Raw genomic sequence first — 18,407 nt, forward strand, 5'->3', positions numbered from 1 at the left:
AGAGAACAACACTCTGAAATGTAAGCTACGCGTTTGGTGGCGATGGCGGAGGGGTTCCACACGTACCCATCCCGAACACGACCGTTAAGCCCTCTAGCGCCGATGGTACTTGGACCGCAGGGTCCTGGGAGAGTAGGACGCCGCCAAGCAAAGAACCACTGCCGATGTTATTCGGTGGTGGTTTTTATTATATAGTTATATTATGCAGTATGGTATTAAAATACAGATTGAATTTGGTGATTTATCAGCACAATAGTATGTATAAAAGTAACGTTATTCGATACGAATTGACGTTTTTTTGCGTAATAACTAGACTTGTCCGCTCTGGAAAAACAGTTGTGTTCATCAGGCAATACACCTGATATAACCAAGTACTTTTCCTTGACAGTCTAAATATCGCTTTGCTAAGATGGCAATAATAAATTTTTCAGAAAACGTATTTTCGGCGTAAAATACAGCCTGGAATCTTCGGGTTTTGGACCGTAAAGCTGAGCAAACATAAGGAGGAACACTTGCGTGTGGGAAGATAAATTTGGTAAGGAAGGCCTCACCTTTGATGATGTATTGCTAGTGCCACGGAAATCCGAGACACTGCCTAAAGAAGTAGATGTATCTATTCGTTTGAGTGATACTGTAAAGCTAAATATTCCTTTGATCAGTGCGGGCATGGATACGGTAACTGAAGCGACATTGGCTATTGCCATTGCACGTGAAGGCGGTATCGGTATTATCCATAAAAATATGTCGGTTGAACAACAGGCAGAAGAAGTAGACCGTGTTAAACGTTCGGAGAGTGGTGTTATTACGAATCCATTCTCACTGACTGCAGATCATCTGGTATCTGATGCGGAAGCAGTAATGGCGAAATATCGGATCTCCGGTGTACCTATTATTGAAGGAGATCAGAAGCTGGTTGGTATTTTGACCAACCGCGATTTGCGTTTTATCCATGATTACGGCATCAAAATAAGCGAAGTCATGACTCGTGAGAATCTGGTTACAGCTCCTGTAGGTACTACACTGCAAGAAGCTGAAGGTATCCTTCAGAAGCACAAGATTGAAAAACTTCCATTAGTTGATGAGACGAACACATTGAAAGGTCTTATCACCATTAAAGATATTGAAAAAGCCATTCAATTCCCTCATGCAGCCAAAGATGCTCAAGGCCGTTTGTTGGTTGGTGCAGCGATTGGTATCTCCAAAGATACATTCGAACGTGCAGATGCTTTGGTACAAGCTGGTGTCGATCTGATTACGGTAGACTCGGCTCACGGACACCACATCAATATCATTGAAGCTGTACGTCAGCTTCGTGAACGTTTCCCTACCCTGACCATCGTTGCAGGTAACGTCGCTACTGGCGCAGCCACTCGTGACCTGATCGAAGCAGGAGCCTCAGTAGTCAAAGTGGGTATTGGTCCAGGTTCGATATGTACAACACGTGTAATCGCTGGTATTGGTGTACCTCAAGTAACTGCAGTCTACGACTGTGCAACAGTGGCACGCGAATATGGAGTTCCGATTATCGCGGATGGCGGAATTAAATATTCTGGTGAGATTACGAAGGCACTGGCTGCAGGCGCACACGCGGTGATGTTGGGAAGTTTGTTTGCCGGCACAGCGGAAAGCCCGGGGGAAACTGAAATCTTCCAAGGGCGTAGCTACAAAGTATATCGCGGTATGGGTTCAATGGCTGCAATGAAACAAGGTAGTAAAGATCGTTACTTCCAAGATGATGACAAGAAACTGGTTCCGGAAGGAATCGAAGGTCGTGTCGCTTACAAAGGGCCATTGTCTGATACGATTCACCAACTGATTGGTGGTCTGCGTTCGGGTATGGGATACTGTGGTACAAGTAACTTGGAGCAACTTCGTAACGATACAGGCTTTATCCGAATTACAGGTGCGGGACTGCGCGAAAGTCATCCCCATGATGTACAGATTACCAAAGAAGCACCTAACTACTCGTTGTAATCGGAAGAGAGTTAATCATTTCCAGGACAGGCTCGGTGATTTTCACCGGGTCTGTCTTTTTTTGCAGATACCCCTGTGATAGAATAGAACAAGCGGTGACGATCCAAGCTTGGATTAAGGCGTTGCGGCGGCTATTTGACGTGAATCTATGAATATGGTTTTGAAAAGCAAATGCAGTGCCAGAAAAGGCTGCCAGTTAAACAGAAGCGCGGACGTCCTTTTACATAAGCATTTGCAAAATGCGGACTAAGTGACAATCGATAACGAACTTTAGGAGCAATAATATTGCTCGTTCGATACAGCGCATATAGCACACATCTCATACATCAAACACGCAGGTTAGGGAACAAGAAAATCGCAGCATAAGCTGCACTGAAGCAATTAACAATGCTTTGGATCGAAGGGAGTATTCATCAATTGAAAGCCAAACACATGAATAAAAAGAAACGCCAAATGCTCAAAAAAAGCGTAGCCTCGGTAATGCTAATTAACATGCTTTGCATGTCTGCAGTAATGCCGGTCATGGCTGCTGCGGATAACTCAGGTCAGGTTCTGACTGCTGCGGCAACAACAACGAAGACGGAGAAAGCCATACAGGTGCCTGGGGTAGACTCACTTGGGCTTGAGGTTAGATCAGCGGTGCTTATGGAAGCCTCAACGGGACAGATTCTACTAAATGTCGATGCGGATAAAGCGATGCCACCTGCAAGTATGACCAAAATGATGACAGAATACATTGTCGCAGAGCAGGTCAAACAAGGGAAATTTGGCTGGGACGATATTGTACCTGTTAAAAAGAATGCTGCACAAAGTGTCGGATCACGTATCTTCCTGGCGGAAGGTGACCAGCACACAGTTAAGGATCTCTATATTGCTATGGCTGTTGGCTCTGCCAATGATGCTACGGTTGCTTTGGCCGAGTATGTTGCCGGTTCGGAAGAAGCTTTCGTGAAAATGATGAATGATGAAGCGAAGCGTATGGGCATGAAGGATACGTTCTTCATCAACTCTTCCGGTCTCGATCGAGCAGATATGCCTGCCGACTTCCGTCCAGCTGAAGACAAGGAAACAGTGATGTCCGCACTGGATGCTGCGATTCTGTGCAGATATATCATCATGGATCACCCGGACTACAAAGATTTTACAACCATTCAATCCTATAAGTTCCGTCCAAATGATAAAGCTCCAATTATCAATTACAACTGGATGCTGGAAGCGAATAAAAATATAACCAATTTCAAAAGCTATGCCTATGAAGGTCTGGATGGAATGAAAACAGGCCATACCACAAACGCAGGTAATAACTTTACAGGTACAGCAGAACGTAACGGTATGCGTCTAATTAGTGTTGTTATGGGCACAGATTCGGAATCCGCACGTTTCAGAGAAACTAAAAAGGTATTGGACTATGGATTTAACAACTTTGAAGTGAAGCAGGCTGTCGCAGGCAAGACCAAAGTGACGGGCTGGGAAGCGGTACCTTTGAAAAAAGGGAAAGAAACAACGGTTCCTGTTGTAACAGATAATGCGGTAAGTTTCGTTGTTCCCAAAGGTACTCAGAACCTGGATGTGACCTTCAAAGCTAACGTAACTGAGGCTGACAAGCTGGTAGCACCAATCAAGGCAGGTACAAAGGTTGGTACAGTAACGTACACGTATAAAGCAGAAGGAATTGAGCCTCAGGAAAAAACAGTGAACTTGATCACTGCTGAAGAGGCTGAAAAAGGCGGATGGTTCCGTTTGTTCTTCCGTGCTGTGAAAGATTTCTTCGTGGATCTCTTTGACGGAATCAAAAATCTCTTTTAGTCTATATTTCCGACTGGATGGATTGTATATTTACAATTTTTCCGGTAAAATATCAAGTTAGAATTCACGTATGATGAAGTAAAAAAGTACAATGTTCGTTTACCATATGCAAGATCGTGGCTGGTAAGAGAAGGGGAATGAGCGTATGAAGATCGGCGTTTTAGCACTTCAAGGAGCTGTAACAGAGCATATTCGAAGTATTGAACGTGCTGGAGCAGAAGGTATAGCTATCAAACAGGTTCAGCAATTGGAGGACTTGGACGGTCTTATCCTTCCTGGCGGGGAAAGCACGACGATCGGTAAACTGATGCGCAAGTATGGGTTTATGGATGCCATTCGCGCGTTTGCTGCTGAGGGCAAACCGGTATTTGGTACCTGTGCTGGCTTGATCGTTATGGCTAAACACATTGCAGGGCAAGAAGAAGCTCATTTGGAGCTAATGGATATGACTGTATCCCGAAATGCATTTGGACGGCAGAGAGAAAGTTTTGAGACGGATTTGCCAGTCAAAGGCATTGAGGAAACGGTAAGAGCTGTGTTTATACGGGCACCCTTGATCGAGAGTGTCGGAGACCAGGTCGAAGTTCTCTCCACATACAAGGATGAGATTGTTACTGCTCGTCAGGGGCATTTGCTGGCTTGCTCCTACCATCCGGAATTGACGGATGACTATCGTCTGCATACTTATTTTGTAGACATGGCCAGATCCTACAAACATACGGTAGACTCTAAATAATGCATGATGTACAATCTATGATCTCCCGGTCATCGGATCACTTCCCCAGAAGCCTTGTAAGGCCGCTGGATGGCGGTTGCATCTGAACGGATGCCTGATGTTGCCTGTATCTGCTTCAAAGCGGGAATCGCAGCGGAGGGTGACACCGGGGATATAGGTTGTTTTTTGGGTTACAGGTTCCGATAAGTATATAGTAAGGTATATACAGTAGATTTTTAATAATGGATTTAACATAAGGCTTCACGTTGTGAGGTTATTTAGGAGGGGTATATCGTGCTTGATGTGAAAATATTGCGGAATGAGTATGCACGTGTAGAAGAAGCATTGACTAAACGTGGCAAATCGCTGGATCTTATCGCTGGATTTACCGAGATGGATGCCAAGCGTCGGGAATTGCTTCAAGAGAGTGAAACGCTGAAGAGTCGTCGGAATACAGTCTCGGCGGAAGTTGCTAGACTGAAGAAGAATCGTGAGAATGCTGATGATCTGATTGTGGAGATGCGCGAAGTCTCTGATCGAATCAAAGCTATGGACGAAGAAGTTCGGGAACTGGAAGTGAAGATCAATGATCTCACAATGGCGATTCCGAACATTCCTAACGAAAGTGTACCTACTGGGGCTTCTGAAGACGACAATGTTGAGATTCGTCGTTGGGAAGAGCCGAAGTCATTTACTTTTGCACCGAAAGCACACTGGGAAATTGCGCAGGATCTCGATATTCTTGATTTTGAGGCTGCTGCCAAAGTAACAGGTTCCCGTTTTACCTTTTATAAAGGTCTGGGTGCGCGTCTGGAACGTGCATTGATTAACTTCATGATGGATCTGCACAGTGATCAACATGGATATGAAGAGATTCTGCCTCCATACATCGTTAATCGGGACAGCTTGTTTGGAACAGGTCAACTGCCTAAGTTTGAAGAAGATCTGTTCAAGTTAAAAGATACTGAATATTATCTGATCCCTACTGCTGAAGTTCCGGTAACGAACTACCATCGCGAAGAGATTCTGAATGTAGATCAATTGCCTAAGCACTTTGTGGCATACAGTTCTTGTTTCCGCTCTGAAGCCGGTTCCGCTGGACGGGATACACGTGGATTGATTCGTCAGCATCAATTCAACAAAGTAGAGCTGCTCAAGCTCTCTACTCCGGAGACTTCGTATGAAGAGCTGGAGCAAATGACTCAAAATGCGGAGCGTGTGCTTCAATTGTTGGGCTTGCCGTATCGCGTTCTGACATTGTGCACGGCAGATATGGGCTTCACTTCAGCTAAAACGTATGATATTGAGGTATGGTTGCCTGAGAGCAATACCTATCGTGAGATTTCTTCGTGCTCCAACTGTGAGGACTTCCAGGCACGTCGTGCCAATATCCGTTTCCGCAGAGAGCCAAAAGCCAAACCGGAATTTGTTCATACATTGAACGGGTCAGGATTGGCCGTTGGACGGACGGTAGCCGCTATCCTGGAGAACTATCAACAGGAAGATGGTACAGTTGTTATTCCTGAAGCATTGCGTCCTTATATGGGCGGCACTAGTGTGATTGCACATCGCTCTTAAGAGTTAGTTAACCATCCTCATCAAAAGGAATACAAATTCAATCCGTCATTTCTGAATGGCGGATTGGAGTGTTTTGTATAACGGAGGCAGTTGTCTGATACAGGATCATCATTTTTAATATAAAAAAGGTTGCATTATAATGTCGAGATGTGGTATGATACTTTTCGTGGCAAGTTTATAAAAGTTAATTCCCTGGAGAGGTACCGAAGCGGTCATAACGGGGCGGTCTTGAAAACCGTTAGGGGGCAACTCCACGTGGGTTCGAATCCCACCCTCTCCGCCATACTACACTTATAACAAGGACTCGAGCGATCTCGCTCGGGTCCTTTTTTGCGTTGTGAGTTTGTTAAACGTAGTGAGTATACAGGTTGGTGACTGATGTATACGTTGCACAGTAAAACGTTATATTTGGAATGAGGTTAATATGTATAAAAACATCCTCATCGCCGCACTTTATAGGAGTGGAGGTGGTAAGATGAACCGCGAGTTAAACATCGATCAGACAGAGCTTGTAGGGGCTTGGCAAGAACGTTTGCCTCAAGTCCTGAATGTTGGAGACCAGGCTCAGGTAATGGCCGATGATGCCGATCAGCAGGCGATTCGGATACACATTGCTACAGCAGGGCACGAGATGTACTCTTTTGATTTCAAATGTGCATATGTCGATTCCCGTGAAGTCAGCGTACAGCTGATTGATGTGGAACGGGATGGACGAACGACGGATGAGCGTACAGAACCGATTCAGGAACTGGCTCACGATTATACACGGCACATTCATGAATGCGCCCAGTCGTTACAATCCCAGACGAGATAATAGCCTGAAATCTGAAGGAGTGAACTCAATTGACTAAAGCCAAAGCGGGAGTAGACAAAAACCTGCAAAATGTAGTCGATGATCTGGAGCAGCCTGCCGTAAACAGTCATCATGCCCAGCAAATTCAGCAAGATATCAATGATCGCCGTCATCAGGATGCACTGAATCATGACAAAACGGAAGATAGGGACCCATCCCATTCCTAACAATGATGAGGGGGCAATAATATGAGCAAACCAAAGACAATTCCCGTACCGGAAGCGCAAGCATCCGAACAGCATCGTCATTCATCCAAACGCTCTTCCATGCAGGAACCATTATCCGGTTCCAAAAAAGTAAAAAATCAAAATCATGTGGATCATTTGAATCCCCAAGGTTAATAGAAGAAACAGATTCACGCAAAAGTCCCTTGTTACCAAACAGGGGGCTTTTGCGTATTCATACATATATAAAGACAAGGACATGCTTATTCCCAAAGCTGACATAGGTCTTTGTAGCCATTTTAAAGAGGAAAGATCACATTTTTCCCAAATTAGGTTTCGGTATCTGGCGATATGGTATATCATTGATATTGAATTACTTTTTTTTGGGGTTATCACGAGAGGAGAGAAACAAATGACTAAACGTATGGGGGCGCTTCTTCTTACGTTGCTGTTGACCGTATCTATGGCATTGACAGCATGTAGCAGCAAGCAGGAACCAAAAGAGGCATTGAAGACGGCTGCGGCCAATGCTTCCAAACTGACTTCGTATGAAATGAGTTCCAACTTCACTATTAATGAATTGAGCTATAAACCTGGGGATGCTTCACAAACGGATCCGACCATGACTCAGTTTATGAGCATGCTGAAGGATGCTCAGTTGAATGTAACAGGTGTATACCAAAGTGAGCCAATGCAGACAGAGATGACTCTTGGCATCGAGCTTAAAGGCGACATGGGTATGACCTTTAACATTCCAATGGTGATGACGGCAGAGAAACTGTATGTGAAAGTGCCGAATATTCCATTCTTCCCGATTCCGGAGAATGTTGTTAACAAGTTCCTGGAGCTGGATCTGAAAGAACTGGCTGAGCAAGAGGGTACAGAATGGAACCCAGATGCTATGGACGCAGCCAAAACGCAAAAGCTGAGCAACGAAGTCATGGATGCAGTGCTGAGCGAGTACGATCAAGCTAAATTCTTCAAAAATCTAGACACCAAAGATGCACAACTTCCTGAAGGTGTAGATGCGAAGCAGGTTGTACAATTCTCGGTGAATAATGACAATGTTAAAGAAGCAGTTACTGTACTGGTAACAAAAGCTATGCCTAAAGTATTGGATATTCTGTCCAAAGAGGAATATCGTGAAATGCTGCAAATGGATCAGGCTGATATCGACAAAGCTAAAGAAGATTTGAAAATCACTGAAGCAGATCAGGCTGAAATGGCTAAAGACTTGGATAAATTGAAAGATGTTCTGACAATCAACCAATTCAACATCGATTTCGCATTGGACAAAAACGACTTCCCTGTATATCAAAAGATGGTCGCTGATCTACTGATCAAGCCAGAAGGTACAAAAGACGAAGTGAAATTGGCATTTACCGGTTCCAATACGTACACCAAAATTAACGAAAAAGCAGCATTCAAAATCAACATCCCTACTGGCGATGACGTAATTACTATGCAAGAGTTCGAAGAACTGATGAACGCTTCATACGGATACTAATCTCGCTGAGTTCAAACCGTCTGTGATTCAAGTGAAGGATGCCTTCCTTCCGCTTGGATACAGGCGGTTTTTTTGTTACACAGCGTAAGAGGGGATATCCACAAAATAATTGATCTTTGATGTTGAATCGTGGCTGGTGATTTATACAAATAAAACCGCACTCTCTCCTACATAACTAGGTTAGTGCGGTTTTGAATATTATATTTGTATATTGTTGAATTGGAAATACAGACAGCTTTGTGTGGGAACTTCAAAATTAATTAATTCGCAAGTTCGTCCAAGTCTTCAGCAAGTACAGCATAGATCTGATGATCCTGATATTTGCCGTTGATCTTGAGGTATTTGCGAGCAGTACCTTCAAACTGGAATCCATTCTTCTCCAGTACGCGCTGTGAACCTTTGTTGGAGGGTAATACCGCAGCCTGAACCCGATTTAACTTCAGCGCACGGAAACCATAAGCTACGGCCAGTTTAACCGCTGCTGTCATTCGTCCGCCGCCCTGATAATCCGGATGTATAAAGTAACCCATATCAGCATAATTGGCAACGCCCAGTACGACATTGTTGATACTTACTTGTCCAATCAGCAGACTGTCTTTAATGGTATAGATTCCAAATTGATATCCTGTACCTTCTTCTGCTGCCTTGACCCGATCCTCAATCCGCCGAGTCTGAGCATCCAGTGTATAGAATTCATCGTCTCGCACGGGTTCTACAGCCTGGTATGGGACGCGTGTGACCTTAATCAGGTCCAGATAGGACTGTGTATCCTGGGGTGTGAGCAACCGAAGGCTTATGCCGTGGGCTGTATCATAGAGTGTTAGTGCCATTACAGCACACTTCCTTTCTAATTGGAATGTTGATATTCAATGATTAGTGTTATTTTTTACGCAGACGTCTGAAAAATTGAGTTAGCATCGTGGAGCATTCAGGCTGGAGGATATCCGGGATCACCTCGGTGCGATGGTTAAAACGAGGCTCCTGTAGCAGGTTCATCAGTGTACCTGCACAGCCTGCCTTGGGATCAGCCGTACCATAGATTACGCGGGGGACCCTGGATTGCACAATTGCACCTGCACACATCGGACAAGGTTCCAGTGTGACGTACAGAGAACAATCCAACAAACGCCAAGCTCCAATGGTCTCGCTGGCCTGACGAATAGCCACCATCTCTGCATGGGCAGTGGAATCCAGTGTAGTTTCACGCAGATTGTATCCCCGACCGATAACTTGGTTATTTTGTACGATTACAGCTCCAATCGGCACTTCCCCAAGAGCCTCAGCTTTGTAGGCCTCGGCAATGGCCTCCCGCATCCAGTGCTCATGTTGAGCCTCCTCAGATAAATTCCCAAGATCGGGCTGGAGAGAATGGTCAGTCATTACTATATAACTCCTTCCAAAATCGTTTATTCAGCGAACAAGTATTCGGGTTGTTAACATGTTGTGTATAGAATTGTGGATAACCGTGCAGTTGCTCACATAGTTATAAACAAACTATCCACAAGCCTGTGGGTATGTGGATAAATATAGTGATTCATTTCATTGTAGAGTTCGAAAATGCAAAAAACAACGAATTTCGAGCTTTTCAATCATTCGGTAACTTTTGGGCACAGGTCAATTATCCTTTTCAAAAAGACATACAAGCGTTATGATGGAGATAGGTTTTGCCATATATCGCCAGAGGGTACAAGCCGAGAGGTGAACAAAAAAACTTGTCTATTAAAACGAAATTATCCATGATTATGTCGTGCTCAGTGCTCGTTATTTTAGTGTTGAATATCGCACTGAGTTATTATACTACAGAAGAGAATCTGAGGCAGGACAGTGAAAACAAGATGGTGCTCACTGCAAAGCAGATTGCAATTGCTGTCGAACAGAATCAATACAGTTCGGATTATGTAAAACGGCAGATTGGAAACAATCTGTGGCTTGCTGCTGTCATGGCAGCGGAAGAATTGGACCCGGATATTAATAATATCACAAATGAAGAACTTGTACGCTTGAGCCAAAAGGTCGGCGTCTCACATATATCGTTAATGGAGCAGACGGATGATGACATCGTTGTTAGCCGCTCTTCGGATCCGAGAGAAATCGGGCTGTCCACCAAATCCATGACCTATTGGTATCAGGCCTTTAAGCAGTTGTTTGAAAAACAGCAGGTGACGATTCCCCAAGGGCAGAAGTTGGAGCATTTCTGGTCAGATGGATTCGAATATTCAACCTCCAGTCCTTCGGATATTGATATCTGGGGTTACTACCATGATGGAAAGAGAAACTACATAATCAATCCTTTCTATAATAATACGGAAGTTGATGACTATGTGAAAATCTCTAGTCCGGATGAGATTTTAAATAAAATTCGTGAGGTCAATCCCTCCATTCTGGAGATTACAGGCATCAATCCGTTGACTTTTGGCAGCCCGAACATGGGCGATGACGGAAGAGATTCGAACTTTAGCAAGTTGAATAACAGACCGATTCGTTTTGGTACATACCAGTATGGTTCTACGGATGAGGATCATCGTGCTGTGGTGCGCGCCATTCGAACAGGGCAAAATGTATCTTTTGTCAGTGAAACGCACGAACAGAAGGTATTGAAGAGTTTTATTCCCATATTCACACCCAATCAGTCTTCCTATGTGATCAGTATTGTCATGGACTATAAGCAAATATCCTCCATGGTATCTGAGCAGTTGGTGAGCCATGCCTCCATATCGTTGGTTCTTCTGGAGATCGTGATCTTTGGCAGCTATCTGCTCGCAGGGTATATTACGCGTCCGATCCAATCCATACTGGGCAAAGTGAATGATGTAGCGGAAGGTCACTTTGATTTCCGTCTGAAAGTAAGGAGGAAGGATGAGCTGGGCCAACTGGCCAATCGTATTAATGCCATGATTCGTAATTTGGGCCATTATACGAGCCGTCTGAAACAGATGTATGAAGAGAATCGGGCGGTGAAAGAACATCTGGAGTCCATTATCAATCAGACAGCGGATGCCATTCACATTACGGATCTTGAAGGAAAAGTGCTTCGGGTTAACCGGGCATTTGAACAATTATATGGCTTTCGAAGTCGTGAGGTGGAAGGTCGTAATCTGAAGATCATCCCGCCAGAGGCAGAAGAAGAAATGAAACGTCAGCATGCCCAACTCGTTGAAGGGATGTCCATTACGTCCAACGAAACCACCTGGATGAAGAAAGACGGGACCCGAGTAGAGGTCAGTGTTAGTACGGCTCCGGTACGAGACGAGGCTGGAGAGATTACCGCGCTCATTAGTGTCTCCAGGGACATTACAAGTCGTAATCGGATGGAAGAACTGCTCAGACGTTCTGAGAAGCTAACAACCGTGGGCCAGCTTGCAGCAGGTGTGGCACATGAGATTCGTAATCCACTGACCACGCTGCGCGGATTCCTACAGTTACAGCAAGAGAGCAACAAGCTGAATCATCGTCATCTGGATCTGATGTTATCGGAGCTGGATCGAATCAACCTTATTGTCGGTGAATTTCTGATTTTGGCGAAACCGCAGGCGGTTCATTTTCAGAATCGGGATATTCGTTTTATTCTTGGCGATGTCATCTCGTTACTGGATAGTCAGGCGCATCTGCATGGTGTAGAATTTGTACTGCGTGCCTCATCCGATTCAGCTATGGTACACTGTGAAGAGAACCAGTTGAAGCAGGTATTCATCAATTTGCTGAAAAATGGTATGGAGGCCATGCCAAATGGAGGAAGCATCCATATCAAGCTCAAGCATGACGAGCAGTCGAAACGCGTCAGAATTGAGATCAGGGATGAAGGCATTGGTATCCCGGAAGAGATGATGCCCAAGCTTGGGGAGCCTTTCTTTACGAATAAAGAGTCTGGGACAGGGCTTGGCCTGATGGTCAGTCAGCGCATTATTCAATCACATAAGGGCATGATGGATATTAAAAGCATCTTGAACAAGGGAACAACGGTTATCATTGAACTGCCTGCATCCGAGCAACAACCGGAAGTTATTGAGGTAGATCAGGTAACGGATGAACCATTTACAGATGAAGAGAAATAGATGAGGTGAGATTACCTTTTGCGTATTAATAAATTTATTAGTGAAACAGGTTACTGCTCCCGGCGCGAAGCAGATAAGTTGGTGGATAGTGGTCAGGTAACCATTAATGGGGTTAAGGCTGAACTGGGCAGTCAGGCAGAAGAAGGCGACGATGTACGAATCAACGGCAAGCCAATCAAGGAAAAGAGAAAACACGTATATATCGCGCTGAATAAACCGATCGGGATCACAAGCACAACCGAGCAGCATATTCAGGGCAATATCGTTGATTTTGTCGGACACGATGAACGTATCTTTCCAATTGGGCGCCTGGATAAGGACTCAGAAGGTTTGATCCTGATGACCAATGATGGTGATATCGTTAACCGGATTCTTAGATCAGAAGGACGCCATGAGAAAGAGTATATCGTTACTGTTGATCGATCTGTAACCCCGAGTTTCCTTAGAGGTATGAGCACTGGGGTGAAAATCCTGGGTGAAATGACCCTGCCTTGTACAGTGACCCGGATGACGGATCGAGTATTCCGTATCATCCTTACTGAAGGAAAGAACCGTCAGATTCGGCGGATGTGTAGTGCCTTTGGCTACGAGGTTCGTAAGTTGAAGCGTATTCGGATCATGAACATTCACCTTGGAGAAATGGCGACAGGTTCTTGGAGAGAGCTTACCGCTGCTGAAAAAGCAGAGCTGGGCGGTCTGTTGGACTATTCACTGGAATAGATGATTTGACTTTGACTATTTAACCGACTAAAGCTCTGCTTTCCGAAAAGGAGCGCAGGGCTTTTTGGTATAGGGTCGATGATGACAGGTGAATCTTCGCAAATAGTGTGAAAAAGTGTAGAGATAAACCAAAGCATAAGCATTATATAAACCAAAAAGGCCGTTCTCCTTGTACCTGGAGAACGGTCTTTGGTTAATGAATCGCTGCAGGCCTCTAGTTTCCTTCGCCAACGGCTTTTACATTTGTATTGTTACTTTGATACTTCCGAATGATAGATACCTCTACACGGCGATTCTGTGCCCGTCCGGTATTGGTGTCATTGCTGGCAATCGGGTGATACTCTCCATAACCACTTGGTGTGAATTTGGAAGGGTCCAATTGCGAGTTCAGCAACAGGATTTTCAGGAAGTTGAGCGCACGATCTGCGCTTAGATCCCAGTTATCCTTATATTGGTTGTTCGAAATGGGAATATTATCGGTATGACCGGATACAACCACTTCATATTCAGGGAACTCCTGCAGCATACTTGAGATTGCTTTGGCCAGGGATCGTGATTCAGGCTTCACATCTGCTCGGCCTGAGGAGAACAGGGCGTTATCACTGATGGTGATCTTCAATTCAGACTGATTCAGCTTGGTGTTCAGCTGGTCCGAGAGCCCGTTCTTCGAGATATATTTGTCGAGTCGCTCTTTGAGTTTCTCCAGGTCTTCTTGTTCTTTCTTAGCCATCTGTGCATCTGTAATCTGAGCTGGTGTTTTCTTGGTGATTTCTGTAGGTTCCTGTTTGTTCTTACCCAAATCAGCACCTGGCGTATCCGGATTCATGGACGAATGGTCCAGAATTCCGGAACCTCCATTTAATGCACTGTTTAGTGCGGAAGCCATCTGCTCAAACTTAGCTGCATCGATTGAACTCATGCCGAACAATACAATAAACAGAGCGAGCAACAAGGTCATCAAGTCGGAATAGGGGAGCAACCAGCTCTCGTCTATATGCTCTTCATGTGGTTCGTGCTTCTTAGCCTTTTTCACCTGATGATCCCTCCTTCTCTTCCAGTTGTTTACGTTCGGAAGGTGTCAGGAATACGGATAACTTTTGGTTGATGGCGATGGTGGAGACACCGGATTGTATGGATAACAGTCCTTCAACCATCATCAGCTTGATCTCCATTTCTTGCTTGGACATCCGTTTCAGCTTGTTAGACATCGGGTGCCATAACACGTAACCACTAAATATACCAAGGAGTGTTGCAATAAATGCTGCCGCAATCGCATGGGAGAGTTTCTCCATGTCACTGAGATCGGCAAGTGCTGCGATGAGACCTACAACGGCCCCGAGAACCCCGAGCGTTGGTGCGTACATCCCCGCCTGAGCGAAGATCAAGGCACTGCCACGGTGGCGCTCCTCTGTAGCATGAATATCTTCCATGAGCACATCACTTACAAATTCCTGATCGTTGCCGTCTATAATCATACGCATACCGCCACGAAGGAACTGATCGTCAATCTCTTCTACTTTTGATTCCAGTGCAAGCAAACCTTCACGACGGGTAGTGGAAGCCCAATCCATAAATGTGCCGATCAGGGATACGCGATCAATAAGTACTTGATTTTTGAAAACAATCCCGAAAAGCTTAGGGATTTTTTTAACTTCAGACATCGGAAATGCGATAAAGATGGTTCCTGCCGTACCAACAAAGATAATAATGTAGGCTGCGGGATTGTTAACCAGGTTGATTAAGGGCGCACCCTTCAAGAACATACCAAATACAAGGGAGACCAGCCCCAAAATTAGTCCAATAATCGTTGAAATGTTCATCATACACCTCATCCATGAGATAAAATTGAATCCTTTCAAGCGGCTGTGTTCGGGCTTCCGGACGAATTTTTGGCCGCAATCCGTTCAATGTTAGGCATTCCTTACGGTTGCTAAAACAGTTAAAACGGTCATATATGTATTTATCGACCAGAAGGCCTTTTTTTTTAAGGGCTATTTTCAGGTATAATAAGAACAAATCCGCTCCTTAGGGGCCGAATAGGAGTGAAAAGCCAATGGGCGTAAAGCATGGACGGGATTATGAAGGAATTTTGACAGATCTGACAACGGCAATCGGGCGCATACCGGATCGGTATGTATTCTTTGAAATGGACTCGGAAGAATGGGAGAGATTGGCTGCATCTGACCAACTTGAAGTGGATGAGGCGTTAGCGGAGGATTTGTTCTATGCGCTGGGCGAGGAGTCTGTTATTCCGGTTGGAAGTGGCGTGGTCATCCATGATAAGGAGCAGCACCGCATTCATATTTTGATCGGGGAAGAAGAGTTGACGTTTGTACCTTTAATTTAGTATGTTTATATGCATTTTCAGGGGTATAAATGGAACTGGAATTTCCCTCAAAGCCTTATGGTTATTGGTTCTATGCCATGTAGGCGATTGGATTTTGAAGCTAGTCCGTGGTAAGATGTTAGTCGTGAAATGGCCAACCGCATGGCGGTGAGCCTGGCCTTTGAGGTTGCTGTTGATCGCACCGAAGGTGTCGGTGGTTATACGGACACACGTCTGTAATGTACCATCCTATGGGGAGGAAGATAACGCATGGTTTTTTCGCAAGAGGAAGTCGAAGCTCATCTGGGAAGGCTGGAAGGCTGGGAACTGGAAGAGGGACGGTGGATTGTACGTAAATTCGTGTTCTCCAACTACATGAAAGGGATTGCATTTGTGGATGAGGTCGCTGCGATCTCGGAAGCATTCAATCATCATCCTTTTATTACGATTGACTATACAACGGTTACGCTGCGTCTGACGTCATGGGATGCGGGTGGTATCACATCTGTAGATATCAAGGAAGCAGGACAATATAACGAAGCTTATGACAAAATGAGGTCGGAATAACGTGGTCAGTTATTATCGCGCGGCCAGAAGTGAGTGAACCATACATGTCAGACTATAATCAGAAACAACCTCTCATTGCTGTCGTAGGCAGTCTCAATATGGATCTCGTGGTGAAGACAGACATGATTCCGGAAGAGGGAGAGACGGTGAGCGGTGAGGAACTGCATTATCTCGCTGGTGGCAAAGGGGCCAACCAGGCTGTTGCCGCTGCGCGTCTGGGTGGACAGACTAAGATGATTGGTGCGGTGGGATCGGACGGTTTTGGCGAACGTCTGCTGCACAGTCTGACGGAAAGTGGTGCAGATGCCTCGCAGGTTCGCATATTGGAAGACACGGTTACAGGGACGGCGTCCATTTGGCTCTCTAGGGGAGACAACCGGATTATTGTTATTCCTGGTGCGAATGGGCAAGTGGTGCCTGAGATGCTGGAAGAGGCGGATACGGTAAAAAGCCTGACTGCAGCCGCAGCGGTGCTGCTACAGCTGGAGATCCCGCTGCCAGCGGTTACCCGCGCCGCCCAACTGGCGGCTGAAGGCAGCGCACTGGTGGTGCTCAACCCGGCTCCCGCGGTGCCGGGTCTGCCGCAGGAGCTCCTGCGGTGCGTCGACGTTGTCACGCCGAACCGCAGTGAGCTTACCGCGCTTACCAGCCGGGATCATCTCCGGCCGGAAGACCTGGATGCGGCGGTCGCAGAGCTCGCCGCATCCCTCGGGGCCGCTGTCGTCACGACGCTCGGCCCCGAGGGGGCTGTGTACGCGGCGGCGCCTGGTGGCCGCGTACAAGCAGGGCGTGCCGGCGCGTGCCGTGCGCCCGGCTACGCCGTAAGCGCCGTCGATACGACCGGCGCTGGCGATTGCTTCAACGGCGCGCTGGCGGTAGCCCTCGCGCGCGGTGAGACTTTGGACGCGGCCGTAGGCTTCGCCATGGGTGCGGCCGCGTTATCCGTGACGAAGCTCGGCGCACAGTCCGGGATGCCGTCCGCACGTGAAGTCGAGGCCTTTCTGGCCGAGCACGCGGCAGATGCCTAATAATTGGTATAACAAAGAGGCTCTTATTCTCCCAAAAGGGGATTAAGGGCCTCTTCATTATGTAGTGCGTGCAGAGATTATTTCTTCTCTGACAGCCACATGGCGATATTTGCAATCTCTTCGTCCTGCAGTTTGCCCTTGAAGGAAGGCATGCCACCTTTACCTTTGACAATCGTAGAATAGATCTTCTCCAGATCATCCTGGCTGCCGATGTTGGCCAGAGCAGGTCCTACGCCACCTTGAAGCTGATCCCCGTGACAGGAGATACAATTGGCTTTGACCAGTGCTTCAGCTTGTCCGGCATCCAATGTTACTTCCGGCATGGTTGGCTTGGCTTCTTCAGCCACTTCTTCTTTCCCTGGAAGCGTAAACATTAAAACAATAGCTAAAGCGCATGCTGCAAAAAATACTCCGCTCATGATCCATTTGTGCATCCCTTATGTCCCCTCCAGAATGAAAGATCATCTAACCTGAAACTATCCATATCATTATAACGGAACCTGTACCGACATCATAGCATTTTGTGGGAATTTTTTGAACTAATCACATAACAAGGGGCAAATTTGGTTGTTTTGCAATGGATTCTAACCGCGAGGCCCTTCATAAACCATACAGTGAAAGGGCTTCAAGCCGCTTGGGGTCTGTCGTTCGTATGTATCCTGGGTGACAAATCCACTCTTCAGATAGACTTGAATGGCACGAGCATTCCAAGTGAGTACTTCCAGATCAATCTCATTCGTGGGATTTCGGCGAATAGCTTCCTGTACAATGGCAGTGACAAAAGCTGCCCCTTGACCCTGACCACACAGCTCTGGATGCATGCCAAGGCCAATCCGGGTTACCCCTTGAAGTGGGAAGTATTGGGCAAACCCACATATACGATCGTTCTGATCCAGGACGATCGCGTATTGCTCCTGCCGCAGCTGTGCATCTCCAAATTCCACTTCCAGAGCTTTCATCTGCTCCCAGGGGAGCCAGCTGTAGATATTGTAAGGCGGGTCATACTGCCAACTGCAGATAAGCTCCGCATGTTCTTCTCGCATGGGTACAACGTGAAACGTCACAGGGGTTTCCTTCATACACCTGCATGCTCCTTTCCTTGAAACAGAACTCTTTG

At 46.0% G+C, this 18,407-nt stretch carries 19 protein-coding genes, 1 tRNA gene and 1 rRNA gene; 15 read left to right on the forward strand and 6 right to left on the reverse strand.

Annotated features, from left to right (window positions below):
• Nucleotides 1-32: 32 nt before the first annotated feature.
• The 10 genes from rrf to MKY92_RS00475 all read left to right on the forward strand — a co-directional run bounded on the left by rrf (nt 33) and on the right by MKY92_RS00475 (nt 8,597).
• A 5S ribosomal RNA gene (gene rrf, locus MKY92_RS00430) occupies nt 33-149 on the forward strand.
• A gap of 367 nt (nt 150-516) precedes the next feature.
• Nucleotides 517-1,974, forward strand: a complete 1,458-nt coding sequence (gene guaB / locus MKY92_RS00435) for an IMP dehydrogenase (RefSeq protein ID WP_237178627.1) — start codon at nt 517-519, stop codon at nt 1,972-1,974.
• Nucleotides 1,975-2,391: 417 nt separating this feature from the next.
• Complete coding sequence (locus tag MKY92_RS00440; RefSeq protein WP_339298743.1) at nt 2,392-3,780, forward strand: D-alanyl-D-alanine carboxypeptidase family protein; 1,389 nt, start codon at nt 2,392-2,394, stop codon at nt 3,778-3,780.
• 145 nt (nt 3,781-3,925) lie between these two features.
• Entirely contained in the window at nt 3,926-4,516 is a 591-nt protein-coding gene (gene pdxT, locus MKY92_RS00445; RefSeq protein WP_036671585.1) for a pyridoxal 5'-phosphate synthase glutaminase subunit PdxT, read from the forward strand.
• A 273-nt stretch (nt 4,517-4,789) separates the two neighbouring features.
• Entirely contained in the window at nt 4,790-6,073 is a 1,284-nt protein-coding gene (gene serS / locus MKY92_RS00450) for a serine--tRNA ligase (protein ID WP_339298744.1), read from the forward strand.
• Nucleotides 6,074-6,267: 194 nt separating this feature from the next.
• Nucleotides 6,268-6,356, forward strand: a tRNA-Ser gene (locus tag MKY92_RS00455).
• 192 nt (nt 6,357-6,548) lie between these two features.
• On the forward strand, nt 6,549-6,887 hold the full coding sequence (locus MKY92_RS00460) for a hypothetical protein (protein ID WP_339298745.1): 339 nt from the start codon (nt 6,549-6,551) through the stop codon (nt 6,885-6,887).
• A gap of 29 nt (nt 6,888-6,916) precedes the next feature.
• A complete protein-coding gene (locus MKY92_RS00465) occupies nt 6,917-7,093 on the forward strand; it encodes a hypothetical protein (protein WP_017691325.1) in 177 nt (58 codons plus the stop codon).
• 21 nt (nt 7,094-7,114) lie between these two features.
• Entirely contained in the window at nt 7,115-7,267 is a 153-nt protein-coding gene (locus MKY92_RS00470; RefSeq protein ID WP_036607296.1) for a small acid-soluble spore protein P, read from the forward strand.
• Nucleotides 7,268-7,502: 235 nt separating this feature from the next.
• On the forward strand, nt 7,503-8,597 hold the full coding sequence (locus tag MKY92_RS00475) for a hypothetical protein (protein WP_339298746.1): 1,095 nt from the start codon (nt 7,503-7,505) through the stop codon (nt 8,595-8,597).
• Nucleotides 8,598-8,857: 260 nt separating this feature from the next.
• Here the strand turns inward: MKY92_RS00475 and MKY92_RS00480 are convergent, their stop codons facing one another.
• Nucleotides 8,858-9,427 carry a GNAT family protein gene (locus MKY92_RS00480; protein ID WP_339298747.1) on the reverse strand — a complete coding sequence of 190 codons (570 nt, stop codon included), beginning with the start codon at nt 9,425-9,427 and terminating at the stop codon, nt 8,858-8,860.
• Between the two features lie 49 nt (nt 9,428-9,476).
• Nucleotides 9,477-9,977 (reverse strand): tRNA adenosine(34) deaminase TadA, encoded by a 501-nt coding sequence (tadA, locus tag MKY92_RS00485; RefSeq protein ID WP_339298748.1) that lies wholly within the window; start codon nt 9,975-9,977, stop codon nt 9,477-9,479.
• A 332-nt stretch (nt 9,978-10,309) separates the two neighbouring features.
• Here tadA and MKY92_RS00490 point away from each other — a divergent pair, with 332 nt between their 5' ends.
• A complete protein-coding gene (locus tag MKY92_RS00490) occupies nt 10,310-12,649 on the forward strand; it encodes an ATP-binding protein (RefSeq protein ID WP_339298749.1) in 2,340 nt (779 codons plus the stop codon).
• A gap of 18 nt (nt 12,650-12,667) precedes the next feature.
• Entirely contained in the window at nt 12,668-13,369 is a 702-nt protein-coding gene (locus MKY92_RS00495; RefSeq protein ID WP_124118853.1) for a pseudouridine synthase, read from the forward strand.
• 214 nt (nt 13,370-13,583) lie between these two features.
• On the opposite strand, the gene motB is transcribed toward MKY92_RS00495, so the two are convergent.
• Entirely contained in the window at nt 13,584-14,402 is an 819-nt protein-coding gene (gene motB, locus MKY92_RS00500) for a flagellar motor protein MotB (protein ID WP_062838139.1), read from the reverse strand.
• Nucleotides 14,389-15,189, reverse strand: a complete 801-nt coding sequence (motA, locus tag MKY92_RS00505) for a flagellar motor stator protein MotA (RefSeq protein WP_211085594.1) — start codon at nt 15,187-15,189, stop codon at nt 14,389-14,391. The genes motB and motA overlap by 14 nt, the downstream gene beginning before the upstream one ends.
• Before the next feature lie 233 nt (nt 15,190-15,422).
• On the opposite strand from motA, the gene MKY92_RS00510 reads away from it, so the two are divergent.
• The 3 genes from MKY92_RS00510 (at nt 15,423) to rbsK (ending at nt 17,290) form a co-directional block, all read left to right on the forward strand.
• Nucleotides 15,423-15,716, forward strand: coding sequence for a hypothetical protein (locus MKY92_RS00510; RefSeq protein ID WP_076216998.1), 294 nt, complete (start codon nt 15,423-15,425; stop codon nt 15,714-15,716).
• Nucleotides 15,717-15,965: 249 nt separating this feature from the next.
• A complete protein-coding gene (locus tag MKY92_RS00515; protein WP_062838136.1) occupies nt 15,966-16,262 on the forward strand; it encodes a 4a-hydroxytetrahydrobiopterin dehydratase in 297 nt (98 codons plus the stop codon).
• 44 nt (nt 16,263-16,306) lie between these two features.
• A complete protein-coding gene (rbsK, locus tag MKY92_RS00520) occupies nt 16,307-17,290 on the forward strand; it encodes a ribokinase (RefSeq protein WP_339301631.1) in 984 nt (327 codons plus the stop codon).
• A gap of 77 nt (nt 17,291-17,367) precedes the next feature.
• Here rbsK and MKY92_RS00525 read toward each other — a convergent pair whose 3' ends face one another.
• Nucleotides 17,368-17,724, reverse strand: a complete 357-nt coding sequence (locus MKY92_RS00525; RefSeq protein ID WP_036607288.1) for a cytochrome c — start codon at nt 17,722-17,724, stop codon at nt 17,368-17,370.
• A 150-nt stretch (nt 17,725-17,874) separates the two neighbouring features.
• Entirely contained in the window at nt 17,875-18,369 is a 495-nt protein-coding gene (locus MKY92_RS00530; protein WP_339298750.1) for a GNAT family protein, read from the reverse strand.
• Nucleotides 18,370-18,407 lie beyond the last annotated feature (38 nt).

It is taken from the genome of Paenibacillus sp. FSL R5-0623 (genome assembly GCF_037974265.1).
Taxonomy (GTDB): Bacteria; Bacillota; Bacilli; order Paenibacillales; family Paenibacillaceae; genus Paenibacillus.